The following is a 17,635-nucleotide window of genomic DNA, read 5'->3' on the forward strand; positions in this document are numbered from 1 at the left end:
TTTTGTTGATATGCTTCTTAACGAATCCACAGTCGAAGATGCAGCCCTCGCTTGGTTTGGGGAGCTGAGGTATGCGGTGGGTCATGGACCGGAGTTTGCTCCCGGAGCGGGGCCGTCGGAGCGGGAGTCGTTTAGTGGGGTGTTACTGGAGAAGCGGCTTCGTGAGGCAGTATCGCGGCTGAACCCGAAAATTCCTACTGAGGCGCAGGAGGACGCTTTACGGAAGGTAAAGCTCATTGCGACGCCTTCGCTTGTACAGACCAACCGTACTTTCCACAAGATGCTGCGGGATGGGATCGAGGTGGAGTACAGGCGGCCCGACGGTTCGATTGCGGGCGATCATGTTAAACTGATCGACTATGCGTATCCCGGACGAAACGACTGGTTGGTCGTTAACCAATTTACTGTGGTCGAAAATGGCCATGAGCGTCGCCCGGATATCGTCGTTTATGTAAATGGGCTTCCGCTATCTGTCGTTGAGCTCAAGAATGCGGCGAACGAAGATGCCACGATCTGGTCAGCCTACCGGCAACTCCAGACGTATAAGGCTGAAATCCCGTCGCTGCTGCATTATAATGCAACTCTCGTTGTTTCTGACGGCTTGGAAGCTCGCATGGGCTCGCTGACAGCGAATCAAGAGTGGTTCAAGGTCTGGCGTACTGTAAGCGGGCTAGAGGACGCGCCTGACGCCGCGCTGGAGCTTGAGACTCTAATACGCGGTGTCTTCGATCAGCGCCGCTTTCTGACACTGCTGGAGCATTTCATCCTTTTCGAGGAAGATACCGATAGCGACCGCCTGCATAAGATCATTGCTGGCTACCATCAGTTTCATGCGGTGAATGCCGCTGTCGATGAAACTATCCGGGCCAGCGGTATGGGCCAGGATGAGGGCACGCGTGGCGAGTCGGGTGACCGGCGTGCGGGAGTCGTCTGGCATACCCAAGGCAGCGGTAAGAGCTTTTCCATGCTTTTCTACGCGGGGCGTATCATCCGGCATCCGGTGATGCAGAACCCCACGCTGGTTGTCTTGACCGACCGCAACGACCTTGACGACCAGCTTTTCGGGCAGTTTCAGCGTTGCCACGAAATTCTAGGTCAGACGCCTTTACAGGCTGATCGTCGCGAGGAGCTTCGAGAGCTGCTGACCCGAAATAGCGGAGGGGTGATCTTTACCACTATTCATAAGTTTCTTCCCGAGACGGGCGAAGATATGCCAGCCCTGAGTGATCGCCGCAACATTGTCGTAATTGCGGATGAGGCGCACCGCTCGCAATATGGATTTAAGGTCCGAGTTAATAAGGAAACAGGCGAAAGGCGTATCGGGTTGGCTGTCAGTATGCGACAAGCTTTGCCCGGAGCTACCTTTATCGGATTTACGGGGACGCCCATTGAAAAAACGGACGCCAATACACGAGCGGTTTTCGGGGACTACATCAGCGTATACGACATCCAGCGTGCCGTGCACGACGGTGCCACCGTGCCGATTTACTACGAAAGTCGCATCTCCAAGCTTCGCATGAACCGAGAGGCTCTACCGACGCTGGATGAGGAGTTTGACGAGATAACCGAAGGGCAGGAATTTACCGCCAAGGAAAAGATCAAAACCAAGTGGGCAGCGTTGGAAGCGCTTGTGGGTGATCCAAAGCGGGTTGAGTTAATCGCACAGGATTTAGTTCAGCATTTCGAGCGACGTACAGAGGCGATGGAGGGCAAGGCGATGATCGTTTGCATGAGCCGTCGTATCTGCGTCGATATGTACAACGCCTTGATTAAGCTGCGTCCAGAATGGGCCAGCGCAAAAGATGACGATGTCGAAGCTGAGCGCCAAAAGGACTGTCTTGCGAGGGTCATCATGACGGGTAGTGCTTCGGATGGCCCTGAGTGGCAACAGCACATCCGTACCAAGGATAAGCGCCGAAAACTGGCTACGCGTTTCAAGGATACGAAAGACCCATTTCGTATCGTGATTGTGCGCGATATGTGGCTGACGGGCTTTGACGCGCCTTGTATGCACACAATGTACCTGGACAAGCCGATGCAAGGTCATGGCCTAATGCAGGCCATTGCCCGTGTTAACCGTGTCTTTAAGGATAAACCGGGCGGTCTCATCGTTGATTACCTTGGCTTGGCGGACCAATTAAAGCGTGCTCTGGCTACATACACGGATAGTGGCGGTACGGGAAGCCCGACCATCGACACTGATCGTGCGATCGGTGTTATGCGCGAGAAGCACGAAGTCGTCTGCGACATGATGCATGGCTTTGATTGGTCAAAGTGGACTTCAGGCACGCCAGCGGAGAGACTCGCGTTGTTGCCTTCAGGGCAAGAGCATGTCTTACAGCTTGCTGAAGGTAAGGCGAGATTCACACAGGCTACTTTGGAATTGTCGCATGCATTCGCGCTATGTGCTGCCAGTGAAGCTGCTGGCGAAATTCGCGATGATGTCGCATTCTTTCAGGCTATATCCGCAGCACTGAATAAGAAAACTCTCCAAGGGCAGAGGTCCCCCGAAGAGATCGATGCGGCTGTCCGCCAGCTTGTATCCAAGGCAATTGCGCCCGACGGCGATGTCATCGATGTATTCTCCGCAGCAGGCCTCGCAAGGCCCGATATCGGAATCCTAGATGACCGATTCCTTGCTGAAGTACGGGGCCTAAAACACAAGAATGTGGCGGCAGAGTTGTTGGAGAAACTCCTAAAGGATCAGATTAAGGTTCGGGCCAAGCGTAACCTTGTTCAATCTGAGCAGTTTTCCGATAGACTGCAAAAAACCCTTAACAGTTACCACAATCGGGCCATTGCGACGCAAGAGGTGATCGAGGAGTTGATCAGACTTGCCCATGATCTCGATGCTGCAACTAGGCGGGGGGAAGAGCTTGGACTAACGGATGACGAAGTTGCGTTTTATGATGCTTTGGCTGCAAACGGCACGGCTCGGGATGTCATGGGCAACGAAAAGCTGAAAGTTATCGCTGCCGAGCTGATTTCTAAGGTGCGCAAAAGCACGACCATCGACTGGCACCTGAAGGAAGGTGCTAGAGCTAAAATCCGCGTGTTGGTTAAGCGCATTCTTAATAAGCATGGATACCCACCCGACTTGCAGGCTGAGGCCGTCCAGACAGTGCTTAAGCAGGCAGAATTACTTTGTAAGGACTGGGTATAGATTTTATCCTACTAAAAAATGCCGCTACCTCCATACGACAAAATGACTCTCCCTGTTCTCCGATTTATCGCCGAGAAGGGAGTGCATAAGATTTCAGAGATCGAACCTTTGGTCGTCGATTATTTCAGCGTATCGCCGGATGAGAGCGCTGAGACACTTCCTAGCGGTACAGAAACTAGACTGCATAACCGTGTAAGCTGGGCGGTCTACGACCTGTATAAATCCGGTCTTCTTAAGCGAGTAAAGCGGGGACATTACGATATTACTGAGCACGGCCAAAAGGAGTTACAGTCCCCACCCGAGCAAATGGACCGTACCTATTTGCGAAAATTTGATAGTTTCCGAGAGTGGGAGGAAAAAAGTGCCAGAAAAAGCAAGACCTCCAGTCCAGTTAATAACACTGCCGAGACATCAGGCACGCCAGAAGACCAAATGGCGGAGGCTTTTGCTGCTATGCAGGTAGCTCTTGCTGACGAATTGCTGGAGAAGGTGAAAGAAATTAGTCCTGTAGGCTTTGAGCAACTCGTTCTGAACCTAATGATCCGCATGGGATATGGTGGGTCACGAGAGGCATCAGGATTTCTGACAAAAGCAAGCGGAGATAACGGGATTGATGGTCTTATAAACGAGGATCGCCTTGGGCTGGATGTTATCTATTTGCAGGCCAAGCGGTATACGGAGAATAACATTAGTGAGCCACAGATACGTGAATTTGTCGGTGCCCTTGCTGGTAAGCAGGCAAACAAGGGCGTCTATATTACGACTACGGCGTTTTCTCGGCAGGCTATTGCATTTGCTGAGCGGGTACAGCAGAAGGTTATCCTGATTGATGGCGAAAAGCTTGCAGAGCTAATGATCGAGCATGATTTAGGTGTTTCGACGAAGACCGAGTACAAGATTAAGCGTTTGGATACCGATTTCTTTGATTTCTAGGGGTGGCTATTCCATCACCTTGAAAACATCTACGTCCGGATTCTCGGCTTCTATTTGCGCGACTAGGTCTGTTGCGGGAATGCCTATTACCCTAGCGATGGCAAACAGGGTATAAAGTGAAGGGGCGTTCTCGCCGCGCTCAATAAGGGAAAGGGCGGACACGCTCATCTTGGCGTAAAAAGCGAGTTTCTCTTGAGTAAACGCTCGTTCCTTACGCGTGCGCTGGATGGTTTGCCCAACTGCTTGTTTAAAATCCATGCTTTTCGGGATTTTACCAAATTACGCGCTGAATTAACCAAGGCCTGTAATACGCGTAAAATAATGCGCGTTTATTCTTGATGGTTTGAGTGTGCCGGACAGCGTATCGGGTAGGATGCTGTTACGCGAAATACCCCGGTTTGAGCCCTATCTTCGCGAATCCACGAAGCTTGTGCGCCATATTGAGCGCAAGTGGGATGTGCGGATGCTTATCGAACATGGGCAGTTCGACTGCTACCAAAACTATCAGGTGCATCCCGTTTTTCACGACTGCTCCTACATATTGTCGTTCTTGGGAGAGGAGCAGGGGCGGGCACGCTTCATTGGGCTTTACAAAAAGACAGGAGTTGAGGGGCCTACTAGCTTTTCTGCGCCGAGTGGCTTCCCTTATCCACAGATGTTTGAGTCTCCGAGGCCACACTACATGTACGCGTTTGAAAAGCTTGATGGCTTTAGGGATTTAGAGGGGCGCTTGGTCATTGATTGGGGAGGGGCCACGCTATCGTGGCATCAGTGGTTTCGTCCCAGGAGCAGAGCTAAGGAAGTGGCCGAGATCAGCCCGGTTGGGTATGTTAAGCCCTTTCCGGGGTATGAGGATTTCGTTTTAACCTATCGTGAGCTTCGGCAGCTAGTTGCCCACCCGCAATCGAACAGGGAGTGGTATGACCTGCTTAGCTCAGTGGCTGGCGTCTACCTGATCCTAGATATTCGTGACGGCAAGCAATACGTCGGGAGTGCCTACGGCGAAAAAGGACTCTGGGGGCGGTGGGCGACCTATGCCAAAACCGGGCACGGCGGTAATAAGCTACTGGCCGAGCTTTGCGAGCAGGACCAACAGGCTCCACAGCACTTTCGTTTTACTGTTTTACGGACCCTGCCACGTACGATGGCTAAGAATCGCGTTATTGCCGTAGAGACTCTCTACAAGGAGAAGTTGGGCTCCCGGGCATACGGACTAAACGCCTCGGAGAGTAAGCGCGGGTAATTCTGGGGCTCTATTGGGGCTCTATTTTTACGCGAAAAGGCGGTTTTACGCAGTTTATAGCGGCTGGGAAGTAGATCCAGTTGATGTGTGTAAATCGCTGTTGGTCAGCGTATTTAGTAGTAAAATAGACTGGTGCCCCCACCGAGACTCGAACTCGGATTAACGGTTTAGGAAACCGCGGTTCTATCCATTGAACTATGGGGACCTTGGCTGTGGAATCGCATCCGTAGCGCGGGCGTGTGTTTGGCGCAGGGCCGTGTGGCTGATCGGCACGGGATGGTAACGCAGCCTACGCAAGCGAAAACTCCACCGGGCGTCAACAGAATCGTACCGGTGTTAGCGGGCGGATGCGTTGGCGGACCGTGTACTGAGACCCGCCGGTGAGCGGGCTGTGGTGTACGTCTATTGTCGAGGGGTTGGGTAGGGTTCAGTCAGTGCGCTAGTGAGAAGGGGCTGACGTTGGCCGTCGTCGAATAGCGGGCGCGTGTAACGACAGGCGGAGGCCCACCTGGATAGAAATTCCATGCAACCGTCTGTGCGGTTTTCCGGCTGAGAGGCGGCCCTTTTGCAGGGCGTCGCCTTTTAGCAATACTCAAAGGTGAGCGTCTGTCCGCTGAGGCAGTGGGGGCCGACCTGCAGGGTGTAGGAGCCTGCTTCGGTTTTCCAGCATTTGTCCTCGGGCGAGTAGGTGTCCAGATCTGCTGCGCTCAGCGTCAGGCTGATCTCGCGCGATTCACCGGGGCTGAGGGCGACTTTCTGGAAGGCCTTAAGCTCGAGGCGTGGGCGTCCCTGCTCGGGGGAGCTTGCCCCCGTGTAGAGCTGGACGACTTCCTGCGCGGCTGTATCGCCGGAGTTGGTGAGGAGAACCGTCACGCTCAGCGGTTGGTCCACGCTCATCTTCGAGCACGACAGTCGGGGCTCGCCGTAGGTGAAGGTGCTGTACGTGAGCCCGAACCCAAAGGGAAAGAGCGGGGCTACCTCCGGGTGCGTGACGTTGTAGCGGTAGCCCATCATCAGCCCCTCGGTAAAGGCTGTGCTCTGCTCGTTGCCGGGATAGCCGGCCATCGCGGGCACATCCTCCAGCCTCCGGGGCAGCGTGACGGGGAGTCGGCCAGAGGGGGAGGCGTCGCCGAGCAGCAGGCGGGCGAGTGCCGTGCCGCCTTCCTCTCCGGGGTAAAAGGCGTGCATGAGCGCGTGCACCTCGTCCAGCCACGGCATGGCCATCGCGGTTGCGCCGTTGAGCACGACGACGGTGTTCGGGTTTGCGCTGTTGATGGCGCGGATCAACTCGTCTTGACCGGTCGGCAGCTCAAAGCTTTTGCGGTCGCCGCCGCCGCCTTCGAAGCGGTTGCACAGCCCCGCACAGACGATGACGGCGTCGGCCTCACGAGCCAGGGCGACGGCCTCATCGAGGAGGAGGTTTTGACCGCTGTCGCGTGTTTCCAGCCGCAGGGCAGCACCCGAGGTGAGGGCGCGAAACTCCAGGCAAAACTCGACGGGCTCATCCGCCTGCGGCAGATCGAGCGTGATGTCGTGCGAGCCAAAGCGATCCTCGAATCCGGTGTTCTTGTCCGGGATCCACCTGTCGAGGATAACCTTTCCACCGACGCTCACCCGCACGCCACCGGCCTCGTACAGCAGGTGGCACTCCCCGCACAGGGCGGGCAGCTGGAGTGTCCCTGTGAAGCGTACGCTAAAGGAGCCGCGCTGGACGCCAATCGCCGGTGCGGCCCAGCCCCAGGCATAGTTGATGGTGGGCGTCTGCAGCTGGCATACGGGGCCGTCGGCGAGTTCGGTGTTGTTGAAATACTCAGCTTTAAGACCTCCTCCGAACACTCCCTTGAGGACCGGTCCGCTGCCATGAGCAGGGCAACCCTCGGCGTAGACGATCTCCACGCCACTATCGGCCAGGCGCGTTTGCAGGCCCTCCAGGGGTGAGACGGCATGGCTGGGGGTGACGGAGGCACTGCCACTGCCACCCAGTCGGGCGATGGCGGCGTTGGGGCCGATGACGGCGAGGCGCTTGAGCGAGTCCTGCTTGAGCGGGAGGAGGTTCCTCTCGTTTTTGAGCAATACGATACCGGCCTCGGCGACCTTGGCGGCGATGCTGCGGTGGCGCGGCGTGTCCAGTTCGGCGGGTTGATCCGAGCGCACCTGGTAGCGGAAAACGGCGGTCAGCAGACGCAGGACATGGCGGTCGATTTGATCCTCGGTCAGGGCGCCGCTGTCGATCTCGGCGCGAAGTTTTTCGGGGGTCAGGAATTTTCCAGGTCCGGGCATTTCCAGGTCCAGGCCAGAGGCAGCAGCCGTAGGGCTATGGACGCCGCTCCAGTCGGAGACGACCATCCCCTCGAAGTTTAACTCCTCGCGTACGAAGCCCTCCAGCAGCTCCCGGTGTTGCGCCGTGGGGATGCCATTGAGCTCGTTGTAGGAGGTCATCAGCGCGGCGGGCTGCTCACGCAGGACGACGTCGCGGAAGTGACGCAGGTAAAGCTCGTGGAGCGTGGGCTCGTCGATCTCGACCGTATGGGTGTAGGAGTGCTTGATCTGAGCGTAGCCAGCGAGGTGCTTGAGGCAGGCGCCCGTGCCCGTGCTTTGGATGCCGTGAATGAGCGCCCCAGCCATTTTTGCGGTCAGGTGCGGGTCTTCCGAATACGTCTCGAAGTTCCGGCCACCGACGGGCAACCGCTGAAGGTTGGCCATGGGGCCGAGCAGGATGCCGACGCCGAGCTGGCGGCACTCGCGCCCGAGTAGCTCGCCGGCCTGCTCCAGCATGGTCGGGTCCCATGTTGCGCCGAGTGTCACACCGGTGGGCAGGCAGGAGGTAGCCTGCTTACCCCCGTCCGTGAAGGTCAGGCCGTGGCCGCAGTCCGCCACGCGCAGGGGCTGGAGCCCCAGGCGCGGAACGCCTCCGAAGTGCCAGGTGTCGTTGCCGCTGAGCAGCGTCGCCTTTTCCTCAAAGCTGAGCTGCGCGAGAATCGCCTCAGCTTGTGCCTGTGGGTTGGTTTCGGAGGTGTTCATGGGAGCCGGTCGTATTGCGAATTAGTTTTCGGGGGTGGTCAGCGCGTACTCGATGCCGAGGATTTCGGCGATCTGGATGATCGTGTCGGCGTGGTGGCCGATCCCGAGCGCGAAGTGGTGGGTGGGGCCTTCGGAGCACCAGCGCTTGAGGAAGGTGCGCACGTCGGGCTTGAAGATGCCGTGCGTATTGGTGTTGCCCGTGGGCGGGATCGGGCGGCGGGCGGACTCGCCCTCGGCGATGACAAACTTGAACTTGCCCTCCGCGGTCTGGCCGATGCTCAGCATGGTGATCGGGCCTTCCTTGATCTGGAACTCCACGCCCGCGCCACTGCCGGGCTTGCCGTGGTACTTTTTCAGGCTGCGGATAACGGGCTTGGCGGCGGCGATGTTGATGTGGTGGGGGCCGTCATGGCCGACCAATACACTGTCGAGCTCGAAGTCCACCGGGTGGAACTCCGCGAAGCTGCCTCCGATGTCGAGCCGGTCCATGATCATCATGGCCACGCAGGTCTTGATGTCGAACTCGCCGCACATGGGGAAACCGCCACCGGTGAGCAGGGAGTTGGCCACGATGAGGTTTGTCACCAGCGTGCGCAGTTCGGAGCCCGGCTCGGCCTCGTAGTAGTAGGCGAAGCCGTCGAGGTTCTTATCCGCGATGAGGCCCTCCAGGGCGACTCCGGCCTTGGCGGCGTTTTCCAGATCTTGCTCGGTGAGCTTCTCGGTCAGCGGGTCGGAGACCGGGTCGGGCGTGTCGAAAAAGGCGAGGATGCGCTCCTTCCAGGACTCGACGCGGGCCGGATCCGGGTCGGTGTAGTGCTTGTAAAGGTCACCCGGTTCGACCGTGGTGACGTGCGCGCCAAAGGCGGACGTGATGGCGGTCGGGTCGCAGTGCATGTCGAGCATGGACTCCAGCACATGGCCCATCAGGCCGAGGCGGGCGGTGCGCAGGCTGTGCAGGACCTTGGCGATGCCGCACCACTGCTTGATCTCGGCCAGAGCGGCCGGGTCGTCTCCCTCGTGCCCGAGGATAAACGGCGGGGCCTTGCGCCCGAAGCGCACGGCTACACCGGTAAACTCCGGGACCGAGCACACGTCGTCATTGCACAGCTGCATGAAGGTTGTGCCGTTCGGGTAGTCCATGGCCTTGAGCGGCTGGAGCGCGACCAGCACGATCGGCACCTTGATCTCGCGGCAGAGCACGCCAAAGGTGGAGGAGGTGCCGTAGGTCACCATGTCGATGAAGAGCACGTCGATGTCGGCGGCCTTGATGGCGGGCACGGCATCGTAGGCGACCTGCGCGTTGTCGATCATCCCGAACTCGGCGACCTCGACAGCATTGTCTTCGAGCAGACCCTTGAGCACGCCGAGCTTGCGGTGCATCTCGTCGAGCAGACCGTCAAACTGCGGCCAGTACACATGGTGGCCGATGCCGAGCAGGCCCACGCGGGCTTTCAGCGGGTTAATGCGCTCGACCTTGGTCGGCAGGGGGGTGGTTTGCGTGGCAGACATGATGTTTGCTTCTATGGTTATGTATTTAAGGTTTGAAAATGCGGACTCTTACCAGGAAATGAGCACCGTGCCGGAAGCCGGTTGTGTCGTGGTCAACAGCTGGCCATGAGCGGTGGTGGATGCCTCGTAGGGGACGGTGTTGCCGGTGACATATGGCCACTCGGGATTGTGCCAAAACGTGACCTCGCCGGCACCGGTGGGCGGGAAAAACCGCAAGGTCGCATCCTTGAGGCCGTGTACCCACATGCGGCGCTTGACCCAGACCTGTCCGGGCAGTTCTTCCTTGTGGCTGACGAGGCTGCTGCCTGGCTGCTCGACGAAGACGCGGCACTCGTAGCGCCAGCCGCGCTGGGGCCGATAGGCTGCGCGATTGTCGTCGATCCATGTCTCTGTGCCCAGAAGCAGCGGAGCTCCGAAAGGTGTGCCGAGCGCAAGCTCGACTGTGGTGTCCGAGTGACAGCCGGAGAAGAACCAACCGTTGCTGTAGCGATGAATGGATACAACCGGCGTTGTCTGGGTGATGCTTCGGCGGTTAAATGCGATACTCCAGCCCAGATCAGACAGGGCCTGCCTGTTGAGCTGCCCAAAGTCGAAGCAAGTGCCGCGTGCATCGGGAGTCGGCAGGTGCTCGGTCTTGCTGATGCTCAGCGGCAGTGGGCCGCGCAGCCACCACAGGCGTCCGCCGGTGTCGGAGCGGTAGAAGGCCGCCAGAGCGCGGCGCTGGCCGTCGATAGTTGCAGTGGCTTGAGCTGGTTTATCGTCGCTGGGTGTTTCGGCTAAACCCCCACCCGACATCACGGGGCGATGCACGAAGCTCTTGCAGGGTTCTTCGCTGGTGGCGTTGTCGATGGCCTCCAGATTTGTGGAGACTTCAGTCGCGCCGCTCAGGGCGTCGGCCTGCGCCAGCCCCAGGCGCTTCCGCAGGGTCGGTGCGTTGTCCAGCGGTCCATAGACGATTGCGCTTTGTCCGGACTCGATCCAGTCGATGAGTAAGCTTTCGGTGGCGGCGTCAAAGGGCGCGGGGGAGACGAGGATGCGGCCCTCAAGCGACTGCCTGACGGCTTCGCTGTCAAAGTTGCGGGTGCTCACGATCGTGTTCAGAGGGAGGCCGTTGTTGATGGCTTCCCGCATAAACCAGTCCGTCTGAAACAGACGCTCCGGGCGGTGCGGTTTTTCAAACATCGCGTCATGGAGCTGCTCGAACGGGTAGAGCCATACCAGCGGGCCGGGCGTGTCCGGTAGCTCCTCAAAGGCGCGCAGCAGGTGGGGGGAAGCTTCTGCCGGGACTGCGTCGGGCATGTGGCCGTAGGAGTCGTCGATACTGAGGAGGTTCAGCTTCTGCGGAGCTTGTATGCTGCCGTTTTCGTCGATGCGGCTGACGGCTAGCGGCAGATAGATGTCGTGCGGCTGGCGTTCGTAGCGGTCCAGCCACGGGCTGTTGAGCCACCATGGATCATGGATGTAGAAGCGGAAAGGAATCTCCTTCCCGGCGGGAAGCTCCACGATGCGGCTGAGGTAGCCAGCGACCTCCAGGCCAAAGTCTTTGTTCAGCGCGGCCCAGGGTGAGTTGGGCGGTGGCTCGAAATCGAAGCCGCCTGAGTAGATCTCGCGCAGCGGTGTCGCGTCGCTGGCCAGGTCGGTGCCTGTGCTGAGGTTTGTGCCACGCGTTTCGATGCCCAGCGTGGGGCACTCGGCGCGGAAGTCGCGCCAGAACTTGAGGATCTTCTCACGGATTTCGGTGCTCTGCTCAGGGGTAAAGTTTTCCCCGTCAAAGAGCGGGCCGCGCGTCATCCAGGTTTCCATCCCGAACCCGAACCCGTTGGACAGCCAGATGAAATCAAACCCGATGTCCGCGGCCAGATGCTGGAACTGACGCCCGAGAAAGGTTCCCATGCTCGTGTCCTGCGGGATGCCCTCGGGGAAGCCCGCGTAGGGGCGCTGATCAGCGTTGAGGATGCCGTAGCAGCAGACAAAGCTGGCCTTGCCCATGGTGTCGGCGAGGCAGATCTCGCGGTGGCGCTCGTACTTGAAGCTGGAGGGGGCGAACTCGCCGCCGGGGTCAAAGGTCGTGCCGATGCGCACAGGCTTGCCAAGCGCCTCTACGGCCTCGCGCCAGCAGCGGGCGATCTCGGCGAAGCGGCGGTACGTGATGGGGCGGGCGTCCTTCCGGTAGAGGTGTGAGCGGGCGTGCAGCGATATGCTTTCCGGGTCAGTCGGTATCTGAGGGTGGACATGGGCGTTGCCGTTGCCGATGTAGCGTGCCCATTCCATCTCGCTGTCGAGGTCGCCGGTGTAGTCCAGGATTTCCGAGCCATCGGAGGCCCAGAACATGATCGAGACGCATTCGCTGTCTTTGATCAGCATGGACCACTGCTCAAGCGCCTGATCGCAGCAGGCGCGCGTTTGCTCCAGACTGAGCCCGTAAAAGGGTTTGAGGGATACTTCGAGAGTGAGGTTCTTCATGGAGAAAGGAGTTGGTGGGTGGTTGCGTTTAAGAGGCCGGGGTGGCGTTCACGCTTTGGCCCCAGACGGTTTCGATCTCTTGGGCGGCTTTTTTGAGTGTGCTCAGGCACTTGTCGAAGAGGCCGTCTTTGTTCATGCGCAGCGAGGGGGCGCTGGTGCCGATACTGGCGATGACGTGGCCCCAGGGGCTGTGGATAGGGACGGCTACCGCGCTGATGCCTTCGCAGAATTCATCCCTCGTTTTTGCGTACCCTTGCTGGCGCACGTTAACCAGCTCTGCCCGCAGGGCATCGACGGAGTTGAGCGTGTTTCGCGTAAAGGCGGCCAGGGGCGTATGGTGAAGGTAGATTTCCAGCTCGTTCTCGGGGAGGGAGGCCAGGAGGACCTTACCGAAAGCCGTGCAGTGCGAGTGGTCGCTCACATCCTCGGGCTCGTGGGCCCGGAGTGCCTGCTTGCTGGGGATGTATTGCAGGTTGATGATGCGGCCGTGGTCGATGGCGCCGAGCAGGACGCTCTCGTTGAGGATGTCCGCGGCTTCGCGGACGAACGGGCCGGCTGCAAGGGTCAGCGGGCGCAGCCCGGAGGGATGGCGACCCATGAGCGGGATGCGGGCGCCGGGGTGAAAGAGCTTGGTCTTTGGGTCTTGCCGCAGGTAGCCACGTTCGCAGAACGTGCGGGCGATGTTGTGAACGGTCGCGACGTTCAGGTCCAGCTTTGCGGCCAGTGCGCGTGTCCCGATGCCATCTGGAGCCTGAAATACCGCCTCCATGATAGACAGGCTTTTGTCGAGAGTGTTAACGCGGGGCATATTTGAGGGGGTAAGTGTTCTTTTATTGTGAACGCAATATTCGCCCAGAATACCTGTTTTCTCAATGAGAAATAGGCATCTTGACTGATGATATGCGCGTATAAACGACGATTTAGCCGAAATCAGACCCATCGGACTTCTTTTTGTTTATTTTATATAAACACGAAGGTGCCCTATGCCTAGGATAGCGTGACGGGCTTGTTTGGATACAGCGAACAGAGTCGAGAGGTGGCTCACCGGGGAGACTGAGCTGGGTGTGAGCTTCTCGTGCCGGGGTCAGAGTGGCTCATCTACGGCTACGACTCGTCTGTGCGTTTAATATTAAATAAAGATGTCCCTGATTGCTATTGCTTGAGTGGAGCACTGTGGAAAAATGGAGCTATCCATGCAGCCTAATATCCTCGTTTTCTTCACGGACCAGCAACGTTGGGACACGCTGGGCCTGAATGGCAACCCCGCCGGCTTGACTCCGAACTTCGACCGCTTCGCGCGGAAGGGGACCTTCTTTAAGCACGGTGTCACCCCGCAGCCGGTGTGCGGCCCAGCTCGCAGCTGCCTGCAGACTGGGCAGTATGCGACCACGACGGGGGTTTGGCGCAACGGCTTCGCCCTGAAGCCGGAGTCGCCCAAGCTGGCTGAAATTTTGGGTGAAGCCGGATACCGCACCAGCTACATCGGTAAGTGGCATCTGAGCCACGCGAAAGACGATGGGCCTGTCCCCGCCGAGTCGCGGGCCGGTTACCAGGACTGGCTGGGCGCTAATTGCGTGGAGATGACCTCCGGGCCCTACTCGGCTCGCCTGTGGAACGAGGAAAACGAGGAGGTGCAGCTGCCCGGCTACCGTGTGGATGCGATGGCTGACGCCATTGTCCGCTACATCGGTGAACGCGCCAGTGAGCCCGAGGCCGACCGCAAACCCTTCCTGCTTTTCAACTCCTTCCTCGAACCGCATCACCAGAATACGGACGACTCTTACCCGGCCCCGCACGGACAGGCCGAGCTTTACCGCGATCTGCCGCTACCGCCCGACCTGCGCGCGCTGGGCGGGAGTTCCTCCGGGCATTGGGCGGGCTACTGTGGGATGATCAAGCGTCTGGACGAGGCCCTTGGCCGCGTGATGGACGCGCTCGAGTCTACCGGCCTGGATAAGAACACCATTGTCGCCTTTATCAGTGACCACGGCTGCCACTTCAAAACCCGTAACGCCGAGTACAAGCGCAGCCCGCACGAGGCCTCCGTACGCGTACCCTTTGCCATCTGGGGGCCGCTCTGGGACGGGGGCGGTGAGCGCTCCGAGGCCGCCAGCCTGGTCGATCTGATGCCCAGCCTGTTGGCCAGCGCCGGGATAGAGATACCGGCCGAGGTACAGGGGCGCAGTCTGCTTCCGCTGACGCGAAATGAGACGGCGCACTGGCCGGAGGAATCGCTTATTCAGTTCGGGGACATCGGCATGTCGCCGGGGCGCGCTCTGCGCACGAACCGCTGGAAATACGCCGTTAAATCTTCTGATGAGTACACCAGCCAGCCCACGGCTCCGGCCTACACGGAGATGTGTCTGTACGATTTACAGACTGATCCCTACGAGTTGTTGAATCTGGTCGCTCTGGAGTCTCATGCCGAACTGCGCGAGCAGCTGAAGCAGCGCCTGCTGGACCGGATGGCTGCCGTCGGTGAGACTGGGGCAGAGATTCTTAGCCAGCCTCCTGAGCCAACGCCTCAGCGTACGGTCGAGTATCCCAATCACCGCTAAGGGGCAGTCTCAAGCCTGCCGGGGCAGGTGCGCTATAGCCATCCTCGGTAGACCGCTTAGTTAACCGTGGTCGGAGCCGTTTCGGCCTCCTGCGTGTCGGGCGTATGCTGGGCGGTGCTTTTCTCGGGCATCAGGCCGGAGATGTTAAAGGGATTGGCCGGGCCGTCGATGGCCTCCTCGTCGGTCTCGGGCATTCCGAAGTCGCCTCCGAGCACGAGATGGAGCTGCACCCGGTTGATACAAGCCTGGGTACGGACGGACAACAGGTTGAGCTGGGCCTCGCTCAGGTCCACCTGGAGCTGCGTCACGTAGTACATGCCGGTCTGTCCGACCTCATACTGGAGCTCGGCCAGCTTGAGCGTGCGCGAGGTGTCGTCGACCACGGTGTTCAGGTAGGAGCTCTGCTGCTCCAGTGTTTCCAGCGTGTTGAGGGTCGTCTCGACTTCCTTGAAGGCGTTGAGCACCGCTGTGGCGTACTGGGCCATGGCTTCGCGCTGTTGGGCGCTTGCGCCTTCCTGGCGGGCCTGCAGCTCACCACCCATATAGATAGGAGCGATAAGGTTCGCTCCGACATTGATCAGCGGGTCGGAGATGTTTTGCAGCTGGTAGAAGTTACTGGAGAGCGAGGCGACTGCGGCGGTCAGGTTGATCTTCGGCAGGCGGGCCGCGCGGGCTGATCCGACGAGGTTAAATTTCGAGGCGACGTTGCGCTCGGCGGCGAGGATATCCGGGCGGCGGTCCAGCAGCTCTGCGGGCAGTCCGGTGGGGATGGGCTCCAGCGTATCGGGCAGCTCGGGGGTGACGTCCAACTGCGCAGCCGGGTAGTGCCCGACTAGGACTTCCAGCGCCCGCACCGCGGACTTGTACGCGAGGCGGGTCTGCTCCAGCTCGCTGCGAAACTCATTGATGCTGGCTTTCGCGGTGAGGTAGTCCTGCTCATTACCCGAGCCGACATCCCAGCGCGTCTTGGCGATTTCCACCAGCTCCTCGCTAGCCTTGATCACATTTTCCAGGATAAGTGTCTGCTGGCGGGCCTGCTTGGCGAGAAACCACCCTGTGGCGACTTCGGCCACGAGAGACTGCCGCGCATAGGCAATGTCGTACTGTGCGGAGACGTACTCCTCCATCGCGGCACGGCGTCCGTAGCGGACACGCCCCCACACATCGAGCTCCCAGGTGGAGCTAACCAGCCAACCGCGCAGACCACCGTTGGCACCGCCCAGGTGGGTGCCCGCTTTGCCGTCTCCGGCGAGGTTCGGGTAGAGGGCTGAGCCGGCAACGGCTACTCCACTGGCGGCCTGCTGCATGCGTGCCTCAGCGGCCTGGAGGTTCGTGTTGTAGGCCAGTGCCTGCTGGATCAGCTCATTGAGCTGCGGGTCCTGAAAGGAGTCGGGCCAGTTTACGACTACCTCGCCCTCACTGCTGACGCCCTCCGCCCATTGCTTGGGGATCACCAGCTCCGTGGCGGTAGTGTTGAGGATTTCCGGGTTCTTGGGGGCGTCCTGCAGGGCACACCCGGCGAGCAGGCCAAGCAGCCCGATCGGAACGAGCCGGGAAAGCCATCCGCGTGTAAAAGGTGAAAAATGAACGCTCGGGGCCACTGGATCAGAGTTTGAGAATGAGCCAGTTGACGTACGAGTTCATGCGCAGGATGATCATGCGCAGGATGCGCAGCTCCTCGAGGAACTTCGTGTAAACGGCGGCTTCACCGACGGCACCGGCCGGCAGGTTAAGGTCTTTGATCTCCTCGGGGTCGAGCTCGATGCGTACGCCGTACTGGACGGGGGGCAGGATGTTCGCGCCAGAGTTCGCCGAGAGGGTGGAGATGGGCAGGAGAGACTGGCCGTTGATCCAGGCTATGTAGTCTACCTTACCCTGAAGGACGCGGCCGGGGTGGCTGCGCAGAGCGACCTCGGCATCATCCCCCTCCTCGATATAGACGAGCTGGTTCTGGTCAAAGTAAGCGACCAGGTAAGTCTCCTCTTCCACGAAAATCTGCGGCGAGGTCATGGGAAAGCTTGTCAGCCGCTGGCCGGGACGGATCTGGAGGTTGGGGACGTAGCCGTCCGCCGGGGCGCGCATCACGCTCTGCTCAAGCTTCCACTCGGCGCCCTTGAGGTCGGCTTCGATTTGGGCGACTTCTGCCCAGACGCCATTGACCTTGGCGTTCAGGTCCTCGACGACCTGCTGGTATTCGGCTTGGGCGGCGGCGCGATCGGCTTCGAGGACCTCCGTCTTGGTCACGGTGTCCTGCACGTCAAACTTGTTGCCCGCACCCTTGTCGGCCAGGCTCGTGTACTCGCCTGAGCGTTGGCGTGCCAGGGCAAGTTTGGCGTCGATCGAGTCGAGCTTGCTCTGGGCAATCACGAGCTGCTGCTCGAGTTTCTTGCCATTCTGCTGAGCCTGTACGAGCTGGGCCTTGAGCGAATCCACTTTGCTCTGGAAGGGTACCGGGTCGAGGCGGAAGATGACGTCGCCTTTTTTGACGTGCTGGTTGGGCTCGACGGGGACTTCCTTGACGACCCCTTCGACGCTCGGGATGAGGTCCACCATGCGGTGGAAGACGCGGAGCTCGGTGGAGGCGGGCTGGGAAAGATTCAGCAGGAGAATCTCTGTACAGATGAGAACGACCGGGATGGTGACGGAGACGACCAGTGTAATGGCGTTCCACGGTATCCACTTCAGCTTTTTAACCAGCAGGTAGAGTAAGCCTACATAGAGGGCGAGAAAGATCAGTTCCATGGC

The 17,635-nt window shown here is 59.3% G+C and carries 11 protein-coding genes and 1 tRNA gene; 4 read left to right on the top strand and 8 right to left on the bottom strand.

All coding sequences use genetic code 11. The features are described from left to right. The first annotated feature begins 10 nt into the window (after positions 1-10). Together K0V07_RS05185 and K0V07_RS05190 are read left to right on the top strand one after the other, a co-directional pair. The gene (locus K0V07_RS05185; RefSeq protein WP_220623475.1) at positions 11-3,163 is read left to right on the top strand and encodes a type I restriction endonuclease subunit R; all 3,153 of its coding nucleotides are present in this window, start codon (positions 11-13) and stop codon (positions 3,161-3,163) included. Between the two features lie 18 nt (positions 3,164-3,181). Next, positions 3,182-4,096 carry a restriction endonuclease gene (locus K0V07_RS05190; protein WP_220623476.1) on the top strand — a complete coding sequence of 305 codons (915 nt, stop codon included), beginning with the start codon at positions 3,182-3,184 and terminating at the stop codon, positions 4,094-4,096. Positions 4,097-4,102: 6 nt separating this feature from the next. On the opposite strand, the gene K0V07_RS05195 is transcribed toward K0V07_RS05190, so the two are convergent. Continuing rightward, positions 4,103-4,354, bottom strand: a complete 252-nt coding sequence (locus K0V07_RS05195; protein ID WP_220623477.1) for a helix-turn-helix transcriptional regulator — start codon at positions 4,352-4,354, stop codon at positions 4,103-4,105. 115 nt (positions 4,355-4,469) lie between these two features. Here K0V07_RS05195 and K0V07_RS05200 point away from each other — a divergent pair, with 115 nt between their 5' ends. Further along, positions 4,470-5,339, top strand: a complete 870-nt coding sequence (locus K0V07_RS05200) for a GIY-YIG nuclease family protein (RefSeq protein ID WP_220623478.1) — start codon at positions 4,470-4,472, stop codon at positions 5,337-5,339. Between the two features lie 130 nt (positions 5,340-5,469). Here K0V07_RS05200 and K0V07_RS05205 read toward each other — a convergent pair. The 5 genes from K0V07_RS05205 to K0V07_RS05225 form a co-directional block, all read right to left on the bottom strand. Further along, positions 5,470-5,544, bottom strand: a tRNA-Arg gene (locus tag K0V07_RS05205). Positions 5,545-5,921: 377 nt separating this feature from the next. Beyond that, a complete protein-coding gene (locus K0V07_RS05210; protein ID WP_220623479.1) occupies positions 5,922-8,360 on the bottom strand; it encodes a glycoside hydrolase family 3 C-terminal domain-containing protein in 2,439 nt (812 codons plus the stop codon). 21 nt (positions 8,361-8,381) lie between these two features. Continuing rightward, positions 8,382-9,869, bottom strand: coding sequence for an L-fucose/L-arabinose isomerase family protein (locus K0V07_RS05215; RefSeq protein ID WP_220623480.1), 1,488 nt, complete (start codon positions 9,867-9,869; stop codon positions 8,382-8,384). 48 nt (positions 9,870-9,917) lie between these two features. Then, positions 9,918-12,332: a hypothetical protein gene (locus tag K0V07_RS05220; RefSeq protein WP_220623481.1), complete on the bottom strand. Its 2,415-nt coding sequence runs from the start codon at positions 12,330-12,332 to the stop codon at positions 9,918-9,920. Positions 12,333-12,360: 28 nt separating this feature from the next. Next, complete coding sequence (locus K0V07_RS05225) at positions 12,361-13,140, bottom strand: IclR family transcriptional regulator (RefSeq protein ID WP_220623482.1); 780 nt, start codon at positions 13,138-13,140, stop codon at positions 12,361-12,363. 385 nt (positions 13,141-13,525) lie between these two features. Here K0V07_RS05225 and K0V07_RS05230 point away from each other — a divergent pair, with 385 nt between their 5' ends. After that, positions 13,526-14,890 (top strand): sulfatase-like hydrolase/transferase, encoded by a 1,365-nt coding sequence (locus K0V07_RS05230; RefSeq protein WP_220623483.1) that lies wholly within the window; start codon positions 13,526-13,528, stop codon positions 14,888-14,890. A gap of 56 nt (positions 14,891-14,946) precedes the next feature. Here K0V07_RS05230 and K0V07_RS05235 read toward each other — a convergent pair whose 3' ends face one another. Both K0V07_RS05235 and K0V07_RS05240 read right to left on the bottom strand, forming a co-directional pair. Beyond that, positions 14,947-16,491, bottom strand: a complete 1,545-nt coding sequence (locus K0V07_RS05235) for a TolC family protein (RefSeq protein ID WP_220623484.1) — start codon at positions 16,489-16,491, stop codon at positions 14,947-14,949. 4 nt (positions 16,492-16,495) lie between these two features. Continuing rightward, positions 16,496-17,632, bottom strand: a complete 1,137-nt coding sequence (locus K0V07_RS05240) for an HlyD family secretion protein (protein ID WP_220623485.1) — start codon at positions 17,630-17,632, stop codon at positions 16,496-16,498. Positions 17,633-17,635 lie beyond the last annotated feature (3 nt).

The organism is Ruficoccus sp. ZRK36 (assembly GCF_019603315.1).
GTDB lineage: Bacteria > Verrucomicrobiota > Verrucomicrobiia > Opitutales > Cerasicoccaceae > Ruficoccus.

Excerpts from the sequence above, each read along its gene's own strand:
- K0V07_RS05185 (WP_220623475.1), top strand. The coding sequence starts at position 11 with ATGCTTCTTAACGAATCCACAGTCGAAGATGCAGCCCTCGCTTGGTTT.
- K0V07_RS05190 (WP_220623476.1), top strand. The coding sequence starts at position 3,182 with ATGCCGCTACCTCCATACGACAAAATGACTCTCCCTGTTCTCCGATTT.
- K0V07_RS05195 (WP_220623477.1), bottom strand. The coding sequence starts at position 4,354 with ATGGATTTTAAACAAGCAGTTGGGCAAACCATCCAGCGCACGCGTAAG.
- K0V07_RS05200 (WP_220623478.1), top strand. The coding sequence starts at position 4,470 with ATGCTGTTACGCGAAATACCCCGGTTTGAGCCCTATCTTCGCGAATCC.
- K0V07_RS05210 (WP_220623479.1), bottom strand. The coding sequence starts at position 8,360 with ATGAACACCTCCGAAACCAACCCACAGGCACAAGCTGAGGCGATTCTC.
- K0V07_RS05215 (WP_220623480.1), bottom strand. The coding sequence starts at position 9,869 with ATGTCTGCCACGCAAACCACCCCCCTGCCGACCAAGGTCGAGCGCATT.
- K0V07_RS05220 (WP_220623481.1), bottom strand. The coding sequence starts at position 12,332 with ATGAAGAACCTCACTCTCGAAGTATCCCTCAAACCCTTTTACGGGCTC.
- K0V07_RS05225 (WP_220623482.1), bottom strand. The coding sequence starts at position 13,140 with ATGCCCCGCGTTAACACTCTCGACAAAAGCCTGTCTATCATGGAGGCG.
- K0V07_RS05230 (WP_220623483.1), top strand. The coding sequence starts at position 13,526 with ATGCAGCCTAATATCCTCGTTTTCTTCACGGACCAGCAACGTTGGGAC.
- K0V07_RS05240 (WP_220623485.1), bottom strand. The coding sequence starts at position 17,632 with ATGGAACTGATCTTTCTCGCCCTCTATGTAGGCTTACTCTACCTGCTG.